Below are 17,299 nucleotides of genomic sequence, written 5' to 3'. Positions count from 1 at the left end.
GCCGGCTTCCCGGCGGCCTGCGCCAGGCCGCCGCCGCTCTTCGCACAATCTGAGGGCGTGCGCGCCCTCACTTTAATTGCGCGGCGCGCATTCGCGTTCAGATGCTTTGCCGCCCGCGCCCACTTTTTCCAGCCGATAGCCGTAGGAATACACCGGCGCCAGACGGTAGCCATTCTCAGGTCGCAAGGAAAGCTTGTTGCGCACCCGCGAGACATGGGTGTCCATGGTGCGCGAGACCATCTCAGCTTCGCGCGACCATACCGATTCGTGGATAAACGCCCGCGACAAAGGGCGTCCGATATGGCGGAAAAACAGCAGCGCTAAATCAAACTCTTTGTGGGTGACATCCACCGGCTTGCCATGCACCAGCAAGCGGCCTGAGCGAACCTCAAATTGATAGGGCCCAAAGTGGATTTGTTCCGAGCTGCAGGCATCCGGATAGGCGCGCCGCAGCAAGGCCTGCACACGCGCAATCAATTCAGTGCGACGGATAGGCTTGACCATGCAATCATTCGCGCCGGCATCCATCCCGGCGACAATATCGTCTTCCGTGACGTAGTTGGTCAACATCAGCACCGGCAACTGCGCCCCCAGCAGTGCGCGCGCCTCGTGCATCAAACCTGCGCCCGGCTCTGCTGTCTGCCAGTCCAGAATCAGCATATCACATGCATCTTTTCTGATTTGCTGCAACAATTCCTGAGGTTCTTGAAACACCAGGCATTCGTGACCAGTTGAGCCCAGAATCTGACTGATCTGACCGGTCTGCTGTAAGTCGCTATCCAGGACGGCTATCTTCATGATCCGCAGTGCAAATAAATTATTTCATCTCCACCGCCCGCGTTGCCGGCTTAAACGGCAATGCAGACAGCAGGCTCTCGACACCCGTTTATTTCTTTGCAGCAACATCACCTGTTATCAATATACAGTGCCTGCAGCGATTTTCCAGAGCTGATACAAGTATCATCCATGAACGCTTAAAAACTGCTGCTTGGATTTCTTTGAAGCATCGAAAGTAGGTTGAAAAATTGAATAATATGCTATTCAAAATACTGGCTTACATACCGCAACACAAACTCCACGCCAGCAGCCTGCTAAGATAAACAGCAGAACCGCCCTGCCAATTCACACCAACAACGCCATGAAGACCACGAAACTGTCATCAAGACAAGCAGACTGGGTATTAATACCAGCGACACAGGAGGAAATCAGGCATGTCAGCGAGCTGGCGCGACGCCGCGTCAAACAGCGCGCCGGCATGGCGGCAGCCATCTCTCTGCTGCCGGCGCCGGGCATCGATATACTCGCCGATTTCAACATCTTTGCCCAAATGTTAACTGAAATCAACCACCTGTTTGGGTTAACCCCGGAACAAATCGCGCGCCTGCCGGGTCAACAGGCGCAACTGCTGCAGGCCGGCATCGCCGCCAGCGGCATCCTGGCCGGAAAATTGCTGACAAGGGAATTGCTGATGCAGTGGCTGCAACGCCACAGCGGAAAGCTGCTGTTGCGCCACAGCAGCAAATGGGCGCCGCTGGCAGGTTCGCTGATCGCCGGCGCGCTGGGCTACGCCATGCTGCACCGGCTTGGCATGCAACATGTGCAAGCTTGCGCCGCGCTGGCGCAGGATGCCTTGAAATGGCCGCTGAAAGACCTGTGAGACAAAGGTTTATTGGGCGTCCGGCAAAATCACATTCACATCCAGCACTTCGAGATTGCCCTGACGGTCGAGGGAAATCTTGATGTCTTCCGGATTCACCTTGGTGTATTTGGAAATGACTTCGATCAATTCCTTGTGCAAGGCCGGCAAAAAATCGGGGCCGGTGCGCCCATTGCGCTCGCGTGCGATGATGATTTGCAAACGCTCCTTGGCCGCAACAGCGGTCTTGGGCTTGCTGGGAAACAAAAAGGATAACAAAGCCATCAGTGCTTACCTCCAAAAATGCGCTGAAACAGACCGGGCTTTTCCCAGGTCGTAAAGCGCATCGGGCGCGTTTCGCCGAGAAAACGCGCGACCACGTCTTCATAGGCTTGCGCCACATCAGTGCCTTTCATATGAATCGCGGGATTCCCCTGATTCGATGCGTGCAACACCGATTCCGATTCGGGAATGATGCCAAGCAGCGGGATGCGCAGAATTTCTTCCACGTCAGTGTAGGACAGCATTTCGCCGGCATCGACCCGTTTTGGCGCATAACGGGTAATCAGCAAATGCTCTTTCACCGGTTCGCCGCCAGATTGGGCGCGGCGCGATTTGGCTTGCAAAATCCCCAAAATACGGTCGGAGTCGCGCACCGATGACACTTCGGGATTGGTGACGATCAGGGCTTCATCGGCGAAGGTCAACGCCATCAACGCGCCGTGCTCAATACCTGCCGGCGAATCGCAGACGATGTATTCAAAGCCCATTTGTATCAACTCGTGCAACACGGCTTCCACGCCTTCCTCAGAAAGCGCATCTTTGTCGCGGGTTTGCGACGCCGGCAGGATATGCAGGTTATCGCAATGCTTATCCTTGATCAGCGCTTGCGTGAGGGTGGCTTCTTTATTGATCACATTGATCAAGTCATACACCACGCGGCGTTCACAGCCCATGATCAAATCCAGATTGCGCAGGCCGACGTCAAAGTCGATCACGACGGTTTTATGTCCACGCAAAGCCAGCCCGGAGGAAAAGCTGGCGCTGGAAGTGGTTTTACCCACTCCGCCCTTACCCGATGTCACAACGATGATTCTTGCCACAAAAGTCTTCCTTTAAAAATAGGATATCTGCTGCCGGCCCGCCTGTGCAGGCGCGATCTGTGCAGCCGCCCCGCGTTGCTCAGTTCCGCGCACCCGGCATGGGCACGGGTGAAATATCAATCTTTTCCCCGAGCAGTTTGACCACTACCGGCTGCTGCGACAATTTACCCGGGAATCCATCTTCAAACGTGCGATACATGCCAGCGATGGAAACCAATTCAGGCTCCAGCGCAAAGGCAAAAATTCTTGCGCTCTTATTGCCGCTGGCGCCAGCCAGCGCCCGTCCGCGCATCGGCGCATACACATGAATACTGCCGTCGGCGATAATCTCAGCGCCGTTATTCACCACGGCAGTGATGATCAGATCGGCGCCGCGCGCATAAATGCGTTGCCCGGCGCGCACCGGCGTATCAATAATCAGCGTCTCACACACCGGGGCCGGCGCTGGAACCGGCACTGGCACCGGCACCGGCACTTCGATGCGCAGCGGCTCCGGCGCTGGCGGCGTCTCGCTCGGGGTCACATGCGCCACCTCATGCGGTTTGCCATTATTGGCATCCAGCGACAGCCCGGCGGCTTGCGCCGCAGGCAGGATTTCAGGATGACAATTGCGCACTGCAACAGCATTCAGACCATACGATTTTAGCAAGTTCTTCAAGCTCACCCAGTCGATTTGCGCTTGCATGTCGGCAATATGCGCCAAATCGATCACGGCCAATTCATCGTCAAAGAAATCGCTGGCGCCGCCGCTCATCTCCTCCAGCGCCTGATGGATCGTTTCCATAGCGCAATCGCGCAATATGACGGTGACCGCGACCACGGTGGCGATCTTGATTTCGAGCGGCATAAGGCTTTTTTGCATCGTACTTCCCGGTTTTCTGTGGTCCGCCTGGCAGGCAAAGAGCGAAAACAGACATTTTACTTGAAAGCCCGCCGCAAGCGTATTTTGCGCACTGCCAAAACCCGGCCTGCGAATGGGAAATGCGTACAAGCGGGTGCTGCAGCGAAAATTTTGATGCTTTGCACAATCCGCGTAAATTGGAGGCTATAATCTAATCGCTCTGACTGTCCACGCGGCGCGCGGCAGAAACAGCGGCAGGGCAGCCACCGTGCAGTATGGATATCCAAACACGACCAAGGAGTTTCCCATGTTCTCTAGCACCGATCTGTTTTCCCACGCCAGCAAATCCTACCTGGAATCGCAATTGGCGCTGGCGACTGCGCTGACAGAAATCACCTTCAGCGGCACCGCCAAATTCCTCGAACTCGAATTGCACACCACGCGCGGCACCATGGCTGAAATCGCCATCGCCTCGAAAAAAATCAGCGATGTCAAAAACCTGCACGACTGGATTGAGTATTACACCGCACTGAGCCAGGTCAACACCGTGCGCACGCTGGAATTTTCGCGCCAGGCCGCCAAAATCTGGGCCTCCACCCTGCACGCTTACGCTGAAGTGCTGGAAAAAGAATTGCACCTGAACGGCAAGAAAGTGAAAGAGCTGGTGGAAGACGCTGTTAAACACGCCCCCGGCAGCACGCCGCAAAGCGTGGCCTTCATCAAGTCTTTGATTGACACCGCCAACAGCGGCGTCAGCCAGCTGGCCAAAGCCACCCAGGAAACGGTGGAAGCGTTTGAAGCCAATCTGATCTCCGCCGCCGGTCAGGTGGAAAAATCGATTGAAGAAAATATCGCCAAAGGCAAGCAAGGCAGCAAAGGCGCCAAGTACTGATCCCCGCACCCCGGGCCGGCTACAGCCGGCCCGCTCTTTTTTGCACACACCATTTTTCACCCGGCGCCGCCCCCGCGCCATCTGTATTCATTCAGGGAGAATCCAAACATGGAAGATGTAGTCATTGTGGCCGCCGCACGCACTGCGGTCGGCAAATTCGGCGGCGCGCTGTCGAAAATCGCCGCCGCCGATCTGGGCGCGCATGTGATTCGCGGCCTGCTGGCGCAAACCGGCGTGGCTACTGATCAAATCAGCGAAGTCATTATGGGCCAGGTGCTGACCGCCGGCTGCGGGCAAAATCCGGCGCGTCAGGCCGTGATCAAAGCCGGTCTGGCCGATATGACCCCGGCGTTTGTGGTCGGCAAAGTGTGCGGCAGTGGCTTGAAAGCCACACATCTGGCGGCGCAAGCCATCAAGTGCGGCGATGCGCGGATCGTGATCGCCGGCGGCCAGGAAAATATGAGCGCAGCGCCGCATCTGTTAAACAATTCGCGCGACGGCTTCCGCATGGGCGACGCCAAATTGACAGACAGCATGATCGTCGATGGTCTGTGGGATGTGTACAACCAATACCACATGGGCATCACGGCGGAAAATGTGGCGAAAAAATACGACATCTCGCGCGCAGAGCAGGACGCCTTCGCGCTTGCCTCACAACAGAAGGCCACAGCAGCACAAGCGGCAGGTAAATTTAAAGATGAAATCCTGCCATTTGAAATTCCGCAGAAAAAAGGCAGTATTATCTTTGATACGGATGAGTACATCAAAACCGACAGCTCGCTGGAATCGCTGTCCGGCTTGCGCCCGGCCTTTGACAAAAATGGCACGGTGACTGCCGGCAACGCTTCCGGCATCAATGATGGCGCAGCGGCAGTTATGATGATGGCGGCTTCGACCGCGCGCGAACTCGGCTTGCAGCCGCTGGCGCGCATCAAAGCTTACGCTTCCGCCGGTCTGGAGCCTTCGATCATGGGCATGGGGCCGGCACCGGCCAGCCGTCTGTGCTTGCAAAAAGCCGGCTGGACGCATGCTGATCTGGATTTGATGGAAATCAACGAAGCCTTCGCCGCCCAGGCGCTGGCGGTGAATAAAGAGATGGGCTGGGACACGTCCAAGATCAATGTCAACGGCGGCGCGATTGCGCTGGGACATCCGATCGGCGCCTCGGGCTGCCGCGTGCTGGTGACGCTGCTGCATGAAATGCGGCGGCGCGACGCCAAGCGCGGTCTGGCTTCGCTGTGCATCGGCGGCGGCATGGGCGTGGCGCTGGCCGTGGAACGGGATTAACAGCGCAGCCGGCCACCCGCCGGCTGCGCCAAGGCAGGCCTCCCCTGGCCTGCCGCGCACGGCCCTGTGACAAGCACAGGTGAACATTGAAAACATGGCAGAGGAACAAATGTCTAGAATCGCATTGGTAACTGGTGGTATGGGTGGTTTGGGGGAAGCAATCTGCATCAAAATGGCGGCGCTCGGTTACACCGTTGTCACCACCTACTCCCCGGGCAATAAAAAATGGGAAGAATGGCTGGCGACGATGAAAGAACAGGGCCACGAATTCCATGCTTACCCATGCGATGTGGCAAGTTATGATTCGGCGCAGGAATGCATCGCCCGCATCACCAAAGAAATCGGCCCGGTCGATGTGCTGGTGAATAACGCCGGCATCACACGCGACATGACCTTCAAGAAAATGGACAAGGCGGCCTGGGATGATGTGATGAAAACCAATCTGGACTCAGTGTTCAATATGACCAAGCCGGTGTGCGACGGCATGGTGGAGCGCAACTGGGGCCGCATCATCAATATTTCCTCGGTCAACGGGCAAAAAGGCGCGTTCGGCCAGACCAATTACTCCGCCGCCAAAGCCGGCATGCACGGTTTCACCAAAGCGCTGGCGCTGGAAGTGGCGCGCAAAGGCGTCACGGTCAACACCATTTCGCCGGGTTATATCGGCACCAAGATGGTGATGGCGATTCCGCAAGAAGTGCTGGATTCCAAAATCATTCCGCAAATCCCGATGGCGCGCCTGGGCAAACCGGAAGAAGTGGCCGGCCTGGTCGCCTATCTGGCGTCAGAAGAAGCCGCCTTCCTGACCGGCGCCAATATCGCGATTAACGGCGGCCAGCACATGTCCTGATCCGCAGGCCAGCCGCAACAGCCGCAAGCCGCTCACGCGCCTTGCGGCTTGTTTTTTGCAGATGTCATCTTCCTGTCACTGAAACGCCATAGCATGCAGGTCTGTTTTTATTACCCACCTGCAACAGGACTCTGCCGTGAAAAACTCTTCCGATTCCCGCACCCTTGGCGTAGATCCCGACGATATTGGCTTTAACAACAGCGCCAATCCGGAATTTTCCTCTGTTTTGCAAGCCCGCATCAGCCGCCGCAATCTTTTGCGCGGCGGCATCGCCAGCAGCGCCGGCATGGTTCTGGGCACACTCGGTCTGTCTGCCTGCGGCGGCAGCTCCAGCACAGTCACCGCACCGACGCCGCCGGCGCCGGAACCGAAGCTGCTCGGCTTTACTGCCGTGGCCAAGAGCCTGGCCGATATGGTCAAAGTGCCGGAAGGCTACACCGCCAGCGTCCTGCTGGCCCTGGGCGATCCGCTCAACGCCGCCACCCCGGCCTATAAAAACGATGGCACGGACACAGGCTTTGAAAACCGCAGCGGCGATCACCACGACGGCATGGAATGGTTTGGCCTGTCCGCTGACGGCAAAGCATCTTTGAGCGCAAACGAGCGCGGCCTGCTGGCGATCAACCACGAAGCCACCACCGATGAAAAACTGAGTTCTTTCTTCATGCACGAAAACGGCGGCACATCCACCCTGCCGCGCCCGGCTGCAGAAATCGACAAAGAAACCGCCGCACACGGTATCGCAATTGTCGAAGTGCGCAAAAACGGCGGCAAATGGGAATATGTGAAAGACTCCAGCTTCAACGCGCGCGTCACCTGCTTATCCGATATCGAACTGTCCGGCCCGGCGCGCGGCAATGCGCTGATGGTCACCAAATACTCACCCACCGGCGTCAAAACGCGCGGCACCCTGAACAACTGCGGCACCGGGCGCACGCCGTGGAACAGCTTCCTCACCGGCGAAGAAAACTGGGCCGGCTATTTCACCCGCAGCGCCACTGACGACACGGCGCGCGCCAATGACAAGAGCGTCGCCTCGCTCAAACGCTATGGCCGCAGCCAGGGCGCCGCCTCACGCCACGGCTGGGAAAGCGGCGGCAGCGATGACAAATACGCACGCTGGAATATCAGCAAGAGCGGCGCCGCCGCCAGCGAAGACTATCGCAATGAAATGAACGCGATGGGCTATATCGTCGAATTCGACCCGTATAACAAAACCCGTCTGGGCAAAAAACGCACCGGCCTGGGCCGCTTCGCCCACGAAAGCGCAGCCTTCGGCCTGCCCGCCGCCGGCAAACCGCTGGCGGTGTATATGGGCGACGATTCGCGCAATGAATACATCTACAAATATGTGTCGAACAAAAACTGGGACGCCGCCGACGCCAACGGCGACGCGCTGGCGATGGGCGACAAATATCTGGATGATGGCAAGCTGTACGTCGCCAAATTCAAAGAAGACGGCACTGGCGACTGGGTTGAGCTGAGCATCAGCAATCCGCAAATCGCGGCCTACGCCAGCTACGCCTTCGCCGATCAGGCCGACGTGCTGGTGAATGCGCGTCTGGCGGCGGACGCTGTGGGCGCGACCAAGATGGATCGCCCGGAATGGTGCTCGGTGAATCCGGCCAACGGCGAAATCTATTATGCGCTGACGAATAACAGCAACCGCCGGGTGGAACCCTCGGGCGGCTCGCAACTGGCGCCGGACTCCGCCAACCCGCGTGCTTACACCGATATGAAAGGCACAAGCACGCAACAAGGCAACCCGAACGGCCACCTGCTGCGCATGCGTGAAAATGGCGGCTCAAATGGCACCAGCTTCACCTGGGATATTTATCTGTTCGCAGCAGAAGCCGGGGCCGATGCCGGCAAGGTCAATCTGTCCGCACTCACCAGCGACCAGGACATGTCCAGCCCGGACGGCCTGGCCTTCAGCCGCGCCACCGGCATCTGCTGGATCCAAACCGACGACGGCGCCTATACCGATGTCACCAACTGCATGATGCTGGCCGCCTTGCCGGGTCAGGTCGGCGATGGCGGCAAAAAAGTGTTGAGCTATCCGAAAGCCGCCGGCGGCACACTGGATGTCACCACCTATGTCGGCAAAGCCGCCAGCGCAGACACCTTGAAGCGCTTCCTGGTCGGCCCGGTGGATTGCGAGCTGACCGGCATCGCCGAAACCCCGGACGGTAAGGCGCTGTTTGTCAACATCCAGCACCCGGGCGAAAGCACCAAGATGGCGAATATCGCCGATCCGACTAAGTACACCAGCCAATGGCCATCGAATGTCGGCTATGGCCCCGGCAAACGCCCGCGCTCAGCCACCATCGTCATCACCAAAAACGACGGCGGCAAAATCGGCTCCTGAGGCTCCCCTCGCCTGCCAAAACCGCAGCGCCATGCTGCGGTTTTTTTTCATTCGCAGGGAAAAACAACACAGATTGCTTTTTCTCAAAAATAAAGAACACAGCTGCGAAAAAAACCAGAGAAGCATGGTATCGTGATGCAGTTTTCTTAATTTTTTTCATCAAATCTTTATGACTTCCCCTTCATTCCTGCGCCTTGGCGCCATCCTGGCCTGCCTTGTGCTGGCTGCATGCGGTCAAAAGAAAACCGAACTCGGCGAAGGCGGCTCGGTCGTCACCGGGGCTGCCGGGCCTGCCGGCGCGACTGCCGCCAGCCCGCAATTAGTGAAATGCGATGCGCCGGTCGCCACCCTGGCGCTGGTGGAAAACGCAAATGGCTATACCGTATCGAGCCATTACAATCTGCCGACCTCGCCGATTCCCTTAATCCGTCTGTTAGCGCAACAAAGCGGCTGCTTCCGCGTGGTCGATCGCGCCGCCGGCTTGAAAGCCACGATTCAGGAACAGGAATTAAAGGCGCAAGGCATCATCCGCAAAGATTCCACCGTACATAAAGGCAAAGGTTACGAAGCGCAATACACGCTCACCCCCAGCCTGACCTTTTCGGAAAACAAAGCCGGCGGCGGCATCGGCGCGCTGATGGCGCATATTCCGGTTTTGCAGAATTTCAGCGGCGCGGCGGAAAAAGTGACATTTAAAGAAGCGCAAGTCGCGCTCTTGCTGACCGACAATGAAACCACCGAACAAATCGCCGCCGCCACCGGCGCCGCCAAAGCCACCGATCTGGGCATAGGCGGCTTTTCGCTGGGCGGCGTGAGCGGGGTCGGCGCGGGTTGGAGCAACACCAACGAAGCCAAGGTGATTGTCGCCGCCTTCCTGGACGCCCACAACAAACTGGTGCCGCAAGTGCGCCAATTGCTGGCCAAGGAAATGCCGCCGGCGGTGGCGACCAAACGTTAAGCATGCGCCGCGCTGAAAAACCGCCGGCCCCCCGGCGGTTTTTTGCGCACTGGCGGGGGCGCCCGCTGCACATCCTGTTGATGGCCATGTAAGCGCGCATCGATGCATCAAGCCGCCTGATTCACAACACGTTGCAGGCGGCAAAAATCTGCGCCTCATCCAACCAACACAGTCTTCCATTTCTCTGCATCAAACACGCCAAACTGCGCCCGATCCCCTACAATGGGACAATATCCACCAGCTGATTCCCATCCTTTGGAGACCGCATGAGCGCTTACGCCAGCCGCACATTGGACGATATTGCCGAAGTGATCCGCCATGCCGATGGCGAATGTGTTTTCCTGATCGGGGCCGGCGCCTCGAAAAGCGCCGGGATTCCGCTGGCCAACGGCCTGCTGGCGGAAATTGAACGCGATTTTCCCCGCGCATATGCGCGCGCGCGCGACAAAAGTTATAACAGTGTGATGGCGGAGTTGACCAGCGCACAACGCAGCAAACTGTTATCGCGCCATATGGAACAGGCCAAAGTGAATTGGGCGCATCTGGCCTTGGCGCAAATGTTTCACTTGCGCAAAATCGACCGCATTCTGACCGTCAACTTTGATCCGCTGATCATGCGCGCCTGCTCCATGGTGGGTGAATTTCCTGCGGTGTATGATTTGGCGGTGGCGCAGGAATTCAAGCCGGCGCGCATCGCACCGCGCTCGGTGTTTTATTTGAACGGACAACACACCGGTTTCACCATCTTGAATGCAGATGCGGAACTGCAGGCGCACCGCCAGCGCTTGCAGCAAATTGTGGCCAACACCGGCACCCACCGCATCTGGGTGGTGCTGGGTTATAGCGGCGCGGCGGATCCGCTGTTGGATGTGCTGGCTGAAGTGCCGGTGTTTGACAATGGTTTGTACTGGATCGGCAGCCGCGCGCAACCTTCGCAAATTGTGATCGACAAATTATTGAGCAACCCGGAAAAGCAAGCGTATTTCCATGGCGGACTGCATGCCGACGATTTTTTAAAAGGTCTGGCGCAAAAACTGGACTGCTTTCCGCCCCCGCTGCTAAGCCGTCCTTTTGAGCATATTGAAAAAATCATCGCCCATATCGACTTTGACACTGGCGGCGATGAGGGACGCACTGCACATGCCGAACTGCGCCGGCAAATCGCCGACAGCCGCGCGCGCCATGATGATCAAAGCGTGGACTTGATGGCGCTGCTGATGGCCGGCAAGCTTGAACAATTGCTGCGCGAATTCGCAGGACTGTCCCACCCGACGGAGCGCCAGCGGACAGTGGCGGCCTGGGCATTGCTGCGCCAAGGCAGATTACTGGAAGATGAAGCGAGCCAGCTGGCGCACAGCGACAGCAATCAGGCGCAATTGAAATGGACTCAGGCGGCGCAAAAATACGGCGCCGCCCTGCACATCAAGCCGGATATGTACGAGGCTTTGAGTCACTGGGGCGAAGACTTGGCGCATGCGGCCCAGGCCCTGGCCGCCAGCGATCCTGCAGCGGCGCAGGCGAAATGGGAATTGGCCCATGAAAAATTCGCCAGCGCACACGAAATCATGCCCGACAACCATCTGGTGTTACAGCGCTGGGGTTATGCGCTTCAAGCACAGGGACAGGCTTTAGCCGCAACTGCGGCGCCGCAGGCTTTGCAAAAATGGCAGTTGGCGCAAGACAAATTCCGTCAAGCGCTCAACAGCGCGCCGGATTTTGCACCGGCAGCGCTGGCCTTGATGCACAGCTTATTGCAGCAAGCCGGACTGGCGCCGGCGCACAGCGCGGAATTGCGCGCAGCGGCGCGCGCGGCAGGCGAACAAGCCGAGCAAATCAAGCGCGGCAGCGCCAGCCTGGCGCTGGCGCGTTTATACGCCCAGGATGGGGAGTTGAATTCCTGCTTGCGCGCCCTGGAGCAGGCCGAACAGAGCGGCCAGGATGGCCAAGTGCAAGCATTATTGCATGAGGCCTCGTTCCAGGAATTAATGGCCAGTTTATTGCGGCAAGCGAACTGGGAGCCGGCGCGCAGCGCAGAATTGCGTGCGACCGCGATTGCAGCCGCCGAGCTGGCGGAACAAATTCAAAGCGGCAGCGCCAGCCTGACGCTGGCGCGTCTATACGCGCAGAGCGGCGAGGCTGACAGCTGCATGCGCGCCTTGGAGCAAGCTTTGCAAAACGGCCAGGGTGAACAAGTGCAAGCGCTGTTGCATGAAGCGCAGTTCCAGAATTTGCGCAAACATGCTGATTTTGCCGCCTGGCTGGCGCAGCGCGGCATGAATTAACGCGCATCCCGCTGCAAGGTTTTGCCATTTCACTGCCATCAACGCAAAACCTGACCTCCAACGCCCTGTCTCAAGCTTGCAAGGCGGCCCGCCCTGGCCGCTGCAGGCAGAGCTGCGTCATACCGCTGCGATGGGAAGGATTCATGAAATCACTTAGTTGCAAAATTAAACTAAGTAAGCTAGACTGCCCTCATGCCAGTTTGATTTTCAAACTGCTTGCAAACAGGCTAAGATCCTTGCAAGCGCAAGGGCGCTTAGCGCTTCATGAAAAGAGGAATATCATGCGCACGCATTTATTGATCATTGATCCGCAAAACGATTTCTGCGATCTGCCCGCCGCCAGTTTGCCGCCGCAAACGCAGCCGGCCTTGCCGGTGCCCGGCGCACACGCCGATATGCAGCGCCTGGCGCAATTGCTGCACAGCAGCGGCAACGCCTTCGCGGCCATCAGCATCACCCTCGATTCCCATCACCGCATCGATATCGCCCACCCCGGTTTTTGGCAAGACGCCGCCGGCCACAACCCGCCTCCCTTCACCCAAATCAGCCTGAGCGATCTGCAACAGGGCCGCTGGCGGCCGCGCCAGCCGCAACAGGCGGAGTGGGTCGCGCGTTATTTGCGCCAGCTCGATGCGCAAGGCCGTTATCAATTAATGATTTGGCCGGTGCACTGCCAAATCGGCACATGGGGACAGGCGATTCACAGCGATTTGCTGCACGCCTGCAATGACTGGGAAGATAGACACGCGCGCAGCATTCAATTGATTCACAAAGGCGCGCATCCCTTGACCGAACACTATTCCGCGCTGTGCGCTGAAGTGCCCGTGGAAGATGCGCCGGAAACCGGCTTGAACCACGCCTTGCTGCAAGCATTAGCGCAAGCAGAGCATCTGATTGTGGCCGGCGAGGCCGGCAGCCATTGCGTGAAAGCCAGCGTGGAACATTTGCTGCAATATGCGCCGCAACTGGCGCCCAGGCTGACCCTGCTGCGCGATGCGATCAGCGCGGTGGCCGGGTTTGAGGCGCAGTATGCGGAATTTTTACAGCGCTGCGCAGCGCAAGGGGTGCGCATCGCCACTTGCGACAGCCTGCGCGCCAGTCTGGCCGCCGCATAAATCAAGCAAGGAGCGCATCATGCTGTATCCGCCCATCGTCACCAGCCTGCTGGAAACCGATTTATATAAATTCACCATGTGGCAGGCTTTATTGCACAGCCACCCCGGAGCGCAGGCGGAATATGCCTTCGTCTGCCGCAACCAGCCGCAATTTCCGCTGAGCGATTTGCGCGCCGAGGTCGAGCGCGAGCTGGATCATTTGTGCAGCTTGCGTTTCAGCGATGCGGAACTGGCTTATCTGCGCAGCCTGCGCTTTATGAAAAGCGATTTTGTCGATTTTCTCGAAATCTTCCATTTCCAGCGTAAATTCATCCAAGTCAGCAGCGATGGCGAGCGTTTGCAAATCGTCGCACGCGGGCCGCTGGTGCATGTGATGGGTTTTGAGATTTTTGTGCTGTACATCGTCAACGGCGTGTATTTCCGCCGTTTTGATCAAGCTCCCGCTTTGGCCGAAGGACGCCGCCGCTTGCAGGCCAAAATCGCGCTGCTGCAGGAATTGCCGCAACAAGGGACGCACAAACATCCATTTGAGTTTTTTGATTTTGGCGTGCGGCGGCGTTTTTCCGGCCCCTGGCAGGAGGAAGTCGTGACCACGCTGGCGCAAGCTGTGCCGCAGTATTTCAAAGGCACCTCGAATGTGCATTTGGCGCACAAACATGGTCTGACCCCGATTGGCACGATGGCGCATGAATATCTGCAAGCGTTTCAATCATTCGGCGTGCGTTTGCGCGATTTTCAAAAAGCCGCGCTGGAAGCCTGGGTGCAGGAATATCGCGGCGATTTGGGCGTGGCGCTGACTGATGTGGTCGGCATGGATGCATTTATCGCCGACTTTGATTTGTATTTCGCCAAGCTGTTTGACGGCTTGCGCCATGATTCCGGCGACCCGCTGGTATGGGGTGAAAAAGCGCTGGCGCATTACGCCGCGCTGCGCATCGACGCCAACAGCAAGCGTCTGGTGTTTTCCGATGGCCTGGACTTGCCCGGCGCTTTGCGGCTGTATCGCCACTTCGCCGACCGGGTGCAAACCGGTTTCGGCATCGGCACCAATTTAAGTAATGATGTCGGCTTGACGCCCTTGAATGTGGTGATGAAGCTGACCGCCTGCAATGGCCAGCCGGTAGCCAAGCTGTCCGATGCGCAAGGTAAAACGCTGTGCCAGGACCACACCTTTTTGGCTTATTTGCGCCAGGTGTTTGGCCACAGCGCATGAGGAGAATGTGATGTTGAAGATTGCAATGGCCCAGTTGAATTTCACAGTGGGCGATTTTGACGGCAATGTGCAAATGATGCTGGCGCAGTTATTGCGCGCAGCGCAGGCCGGGGCCGATGTGATGGTGTTTTCTGAGCTGAGTTTGTGCGGCTATTATCCGGGCGACTTGCTGGAAGATATCGGCTTTTTACACCGCATGGAGCGCGCCCTCGAAAAAATCCGCCGCGCTTCCAAAAAACTGCCCAAGCTGACAATTGTGCTGGGGACAGTGCGCAAGTCGCGCGGGCCGGGTAAGCCTTTGCATAACAGCCTGCTGGCGATTCAGGGCGGCAATATCGTGCTGGAATACGATAAGCAATTGCTGCCCACTTACGGAATTTTCGATGAGCGCCGCCATTTTGAACCTGGCCCGGAAATCGCCAGCGTGATGCAAATCGGCACGCACCGGGTCGGCTTTTTGATTTGCGAAGACGGTTGGAATGATCAGGGTGCGGATTACAAAGTGAATCCTTTCAACGCCTTGCGCGCGGCGCATCCGGATTTGATTATCAGCATCAACGCCAGCCCTTCAGACATCGGCAAGCGCGCCTTGCGCCACAGTCTGTTCGCCGCCGCTTCGCGCCATACCCGTTTGCCGCTGCTGTGGGTGAATCAGGTCGGCGGCCAGGATCAATTGGTGTTTGACGGCGCCTCGTTTGCAGTCACGCCAAAAGAGGGGATTGTGTTTGAGGCGGCGCGTTTCGCCGAAGATTTTCAAGTACTGGCCTTTGATAAGGGACACTTTATGCGCGCCGATGGCGGCGCGCTGACAAGCCCGGCGGTGGAGGGTTTGGCGCGCGAAGAATTCATGCGCCAGCAAATCATTCTCGGCTTGCGCGATTATGCGCGGCGTTGCGGTTTTCAGCGCGTCTTGGTGGGCAGCTCGGGCGGGATTGATTCGGCCTTGACGCTGGCGCTGGCGGTGCAAGCCTTGGGGCCGGAAAATGTGTACGCGATCACCATGCCCTCGCGTTTTTCCAGCAGCGGCAGTGTGGATGATTCGGTTTTGCTGTGTCAGCGCTTAGGCGTGAAGTTATATCACCACCCGATTGCCGGACTGGTGCAGGCATATGATGCCGGTTTTCAGGCAGCGTTTGATGCGCCGCTGCGCGGTCTGCCCCTGGAAAATCTGCAAGCGCGGGTGCGCGGCACGATTTTGATGGAATTTTCCAATGCCTTTGGCGCGCTCCTGCTGACCACCGGCAATAAGAGTGAAATCAGCGTCGGCTATTGCACTTTGTATGGGGACACGAATGGCGGCTTGGGTTTGATCGGCGATTTGTATAAAACCGAGGTGTATGCGCTGTCGCGCTGGATCAATCAACAGGCCGGCCAGGAAATCATCCCGCAGGCGGTATTGGATAAAGCGCCTTCGGCGGAACTGGCGCCGGATCAAAAAGACAGTGACAGTCTGCCGCCGTATGAAGTGCTGGATGAGATTTTGAAATGGCATATCGAAGGCCGCCGCCTGCCGCAAGACGAGGGGCGGCAAGCCAGCCAGGCGGTGCAGCAATTGGCGCGCACGGATGAAGGCAAACAGCTGATTGCCAAAGTGCTGGCGATGGTGGCGCGCAATGAATATAAACGGCGCCAGGCGCCGCCGATTATCCGCGTGCGCCCGCGCGCTTTCGGCAGCGGGCGGCAAATGCCGATTGCGGCAAAATATTGAAAGGGACAGCACATGAATCAAAATACGGTCGCCGTGTTGATCGGGCGCTTTCAACCATTCCACAGTGGCCACTTAGCGCTGTTGCAACATGCTTTGCGCGCCGCGCCGCATGTCTTGCTGGCGCTGGGCACGGCGCATCAGGCGCGCAATGCGAAAAACCCTTTCACCTGGGAAGAGCGCGCCGCCATGATCAACGCTTGCCTCACAGTGGAGCAGCGCGCGCGGGTAGCCTTTGCGCCGCTGCGCGACTATTACGATGATCAGCGCTGGGCCGCTTCGGTGCAGGCGGCGCTGGCGCAACATTACCCGGATGCGCAACAGGTCTTGCTGTTCGGCCATTTCAAAGATGAGTCGAGCTATTATTTGCGCCATTTTCCACGCTGGGATTTGCAAGCCCTGCCGCGCCAGGCGGATATTGACGCCACCCGCATCCGCCAGATTTATTTTGAGGCGGAGGATTTGGATATCTCACTGGCGGTCTTGCAAAACCTGATTCCGCTGCCGGTGCAGCAATTTTTGCGCGCCTGGAGCCGCTTGCCGTATTACGCCACGCTGGCGCAAGAGCATGCGCAAGTAATGCGTTACAAAGCAGCCTGGCGGCATGCCCCGTATGCGCCAGTGTTTGTCACCGTGGATGCGCTGGTGCGCACCGCCGGCCATGTGCTGCTGATCAAACGCGGCGGCTTCCCCGGTAAGGGACAGTGGGCCTTGCCGGGCGGCTTTTTGGACCCGCATGAAAATCTGTTGCAGGCGGCGATCCGCGAACTGCATGAAGAAACCGGGATCGGCGTTTTGCCGACTTCATTGCAAGACGCCTGCCGCGCAGTGCGCGTATTTGATCACCCTGAGCGCTCACAACGCGGGCGCACCATCAGCCACCTGCATCTGTTTGAATTGGGCACGGCGCAATTGCCGGATGTGACGGCGTCGGATGATGCGGCCCATGTGTGCTGGATGCCGGAACAGGATCTGGCGGCGCTGGAGACGGAATTCTTTGAAGACCATTTCCATATGCTGAATTCGTTTTTGCGGCTGGTGGAGTAAGC

At 58.0% G+C, this 17,299-nt stretch carries 15 protein-coding genes; 11 read left to right on the top strand and 4 right to left on the bottom strand.

What is annotated here, in order from left to right; genetic code table 11:
• Positions 1–72: 72 nt before the first annotated feature.
• Positions 73–798, bottom strand: coding sequence for a response regulator transcription factor (locus V8J88_RS24115; protein WP_338846841.1), 726 nt, complete (start codon positions 796–798; stop codon positions 73–75).
• A gap of 340 nt (positions 799–1,138) precedes the next feature.
• On the opposite strand from V8J88_RS24115, the gene V8J88_RS24110 reads away from it, so the two are divergent.
• The gene (locus V8J88_RS24110) at positions 1,139–1,657 is read left to right on the top strand and encodes a hypothetical protein (RefSeq protein WP_338846840.1); all 519 of its coding nucleotides are present in this window, start codon (positions 1,139–1,141) and stop codon (positions 1,655–1,657) included.
• Positions 1,658–1,666: 9 nt separating this feature from the next.
• Here the strand turns inward: V8J88_RS24110 and minE are convergent, their stop codons facing one another.
• From minE to minC, 3 genes are all read right to left on the bottom strand, one after another.
• A complete protein-coding gene (gene minE, locus V8J88_RS24105) occupies positions 1,667–1,921 on the bottom strand; it encodes a cell division topological specificity factor MinE (protein WP_338846839.1) in 255 nt (84 codons plus the stop codon).
• Positions 1,921–2,739 (bottom strand): septum site-determining protein MinD, encoded by an 819-nt coding sequence (minD, locus tag V8J88_RS24100; RefSeq protein WP_338846838.1) that lies wholly within the window; start codon positions 2,737–2,739, stop codon positions 1,921–1,923. Before minD ends, minE begins: the two co-directional genes overlap by 1 nt.
• A gap of 79 nt (positions 2,740–2,818) precedes the next feature.
• The gene (minC, locus tag V8J88_RS24095) at positions 2,819–3,601 is read right to left on the bottom strand and encodes a septum site-determining protein MinC (RefSeq protein ID WP_338846837.1); all 783 of its coding nucleotides are present in this window, start codon (positions 3,599–3,601) and stop codon (positions 2,819–2,821) included.
• A gap of 286 nt (positions 3,602–3,887) precedes the next feature.
• Here minC and phaP point away from each other — a divergent pair, with 286 nt between their 5' ends.
• From phaP to V8J88_RS24045, 10 genes are all read left to right on the top strand, one after another.
• Positions 3,888–4,472 carry a TIGR01841 family phasin gene (phaP, locus tag V8J88_RS24090; RefSeq protein WP_338846836.1) on the top strand — a complete coding sequence of 195 codons (585 nt, stop codon included), beginning with the start codon at positions 3,888–3,890 and terminating at the stop codon, positions 4,470–4,472.
• A 108-nt stretch (positions 4,473–4,580) separates the two neighbouring features.
• Positions 4,581–5,759 carry an acetyl-CoA C-acetyltransferase gene (locus V8J88_RS24085; protein WP_338846835.1) on the top strand — a complete coding sequence of 393 codons (1,179 nt, stop codon included), beginning with the start codon at positions 4,581–4,583 and terminating at the stop codon, positions 5,757–5,759.
• A gap of 109 nt (positions 5,760–5,868) precedes the next feature.
• Positions 5,869–6,609, top strand: a complete 741-nt coding sequence (phbB, locus tag V8J88_RS24080; protein ID WP_338846834.1) for an acetoacetyl-CoA reductase — start codon at positions 5,869–5,871, stop codon at positions 6,607–6,609.
• A 136-nt stretch (positions 6,610–6,745) separates the two neighbouring features.
• The gene (locus V8J88_RS24075) at positions 6,746–8,977 is read left to right on the top strand and encodes a PhoX family phosphatase (protein WP_338846833.1); all 2,232 of its coding nucleotides are present in this window, start codon (positions 6,746–6,748) and stop codon (positions 8,975–8,977) included.
• A 169-nt stretch (positions 8,978–9,146) separates the two neighbouring features.
• The gene (locus V8J88_RS24070) at positions 9,147–9,935 is read left to right on the top strand and encodes a CsgG/HfaB family protein (protein ID WP_338846832.1); all 789 of its coding nucleotides are present in this window, start codon (positions 9,147–9,149) and stop codon (positions 9,933–9,935) included.
• A gap of 266 nt (positions 9,936–10,201) precedes the next feature.
• Complete coding sequence (locus V8J88_RS24065) at positions 10,202–12,217, top strand: hypothetical protein (protein ID WP_338846831.1); 2,016 nt, start codon at positions 10,202–10,204, stop codon at positions 12,215–12,217.
• A 281-nt stretch (positions 12,218–12,498) separates the two neighbouring features.
• Complete coding sequence (locus V8J88_RS24060) at positions 12,499–13,332, top strand: cysteine hydrolase (RefSeq protein WP_338846830.1); 834 nt, start codon at positions 12,499–12,501, stop codon at positions 13,330–13,332.
• 19 nt (positions 13,333–13,351) lie between these two features.
• Positions 13,352–14,545 carry a nicotinate phosphoribosyltransferase gene (pncB, locus tag V8J88_RS24055; RefSeq protein WP_338846829.1) on the top strand — a complete coding sequence of 398 codons (1,194 nt, stop codon included), beginning with the start codon at positions 13,352–13,354 and terminating at the stop codon, positions 14,543–14,545.
• A gap of 10 nt (positions 14,546–14,555) precedes the next feature.
• Entirely contained in the window at positions 14,556–16,253 is a 1,698-nt protein-coding gene (locus tag V8J88_RS24050; RefSeq protein WP_338846828.1) for an NAD+ synthase, read from the top strand.
• 12 nt (positions 16,254–16,265) lie between these two features.
• Positions 16,266–17,297: a bifunctional nicotinamide-nucleotide adenylyltransferase/Nudix hydroxylase gene (locus V8J88_RS24045; protein WP_338846827.1), complete on the top strand. Its 1,032-nt coding sequence runs from the start codon at positions 16,266–16,268 to the stop codon at positions 17,295–17,297.
• The last annotated feature ends 2 nt before the right edge of the window (positions 17,298–17,299 follow it).

It is taken from the genome of Massilia sp. W12 (genome assembly GCF_037300705.1).
Classification (GTDB): Bacteria; Pseudomonadota; Gammaproteobacteria; order Burkholderiales; family Burkholderiaceae_D; genus JACPVY01.
The sequence above is the reverse complement of the archived record's forward strand: the minus strand, read 5'-3'. Positions and strand labels throughout refer to the sequence as shown.

Excerpts from the sequence above, each read along its gene's own strand:
- V8J88_RS24115 (WP_338846841.1), bottom strand. The coding sequence starts at position 798 with ATGAAGATAGCCGTCCTGGATAGCGACTTACAGCAGACCGGTCAGATC.
- V8J88_RS24110 (WP_338846840.1), top strand. The coding sequence starts at position 1,139 with ATGAAGACCACGAAACTGTCATCAAGACAAGCAGACTGGGTATTAATA.
- minE (WP_338846839.1), bottom strand. The coding sequence starts at position 1,921 with ATGGCTTTGTTATCCTTTTTGTTTCCCAGCAAGCCCAAGACCGCTGTT.
- minC (WP_338846837.1), bottom strand. The coding sequence starts at position 3,601 with ATGCAAAAAAGCCTTATGCCGCTCGAAATCAAGATCGCCACCGTGGTC.
- phaP (WP_338846836.1), top strand. The coding sequence starts at position 3,888 with ATGTTCTCTAGCACCGATCTGTTTTCCCACGCCAGCAAATCCTACCTG.
- V8J88_RS24085 (WP_338846835.1), top strand. The coding sequence starts at position 4,581 with ATGGAAGATGTAGTCATTGTGGCCGCCGCACGCACTGCGGTCGGCAAA.
- phbB (WP_338846834.1), top strand. The coding sequence starts at position 5,869 with ATGTCTAGAATCGCATTGGTAACTGGTGGTATGGGTGGTTTGGGGGAA.
- V8J88_RS24070 (WP_338846832.1), top strand. The coding sequence starts at position 9,147 with ATGACTTCCCCTTCATTCCTGCGCCTTGGCGCCATCCTGGCCTGCCTT.
- V8J88_RS24065 (WP_338846831.1), top strand. The coding sequence starts at position 10,202 with ATGAGCGCTTACGCCAGCCGCACATTGGACGATATTGCCGAAGTGATC.
- V8J88_RS24060 (WP_338846830.1), top strand. The coding sequence starts at position 12,499 with ATGCGCACGCATTTATTGATCATTGATCCGCAAAACGATTTCTGCGAT.
- pncB (WP_338846829.1), top strand. The coding sequence starts at position 13,352 with ATGCTGTATCCGCCCATCGTCACCAGCCTGCTGGAAACCGATTTATAT.
- V8J88_RS24050 (WP_338846828.1), top strand. The coding sequence starts at position 14,556 with ATGTTGAAGATTGCAATGGCCCAGTTGAATTTCACAGTGGGCGATTTT.
- V8J88_RS24045 (WP_338846827.1), top strand. The coding sequence starts at position 16,266 with ATGAATCAAAATACGGTCGCCGTGTTGATCGGGCGCTTTCAACCATTC.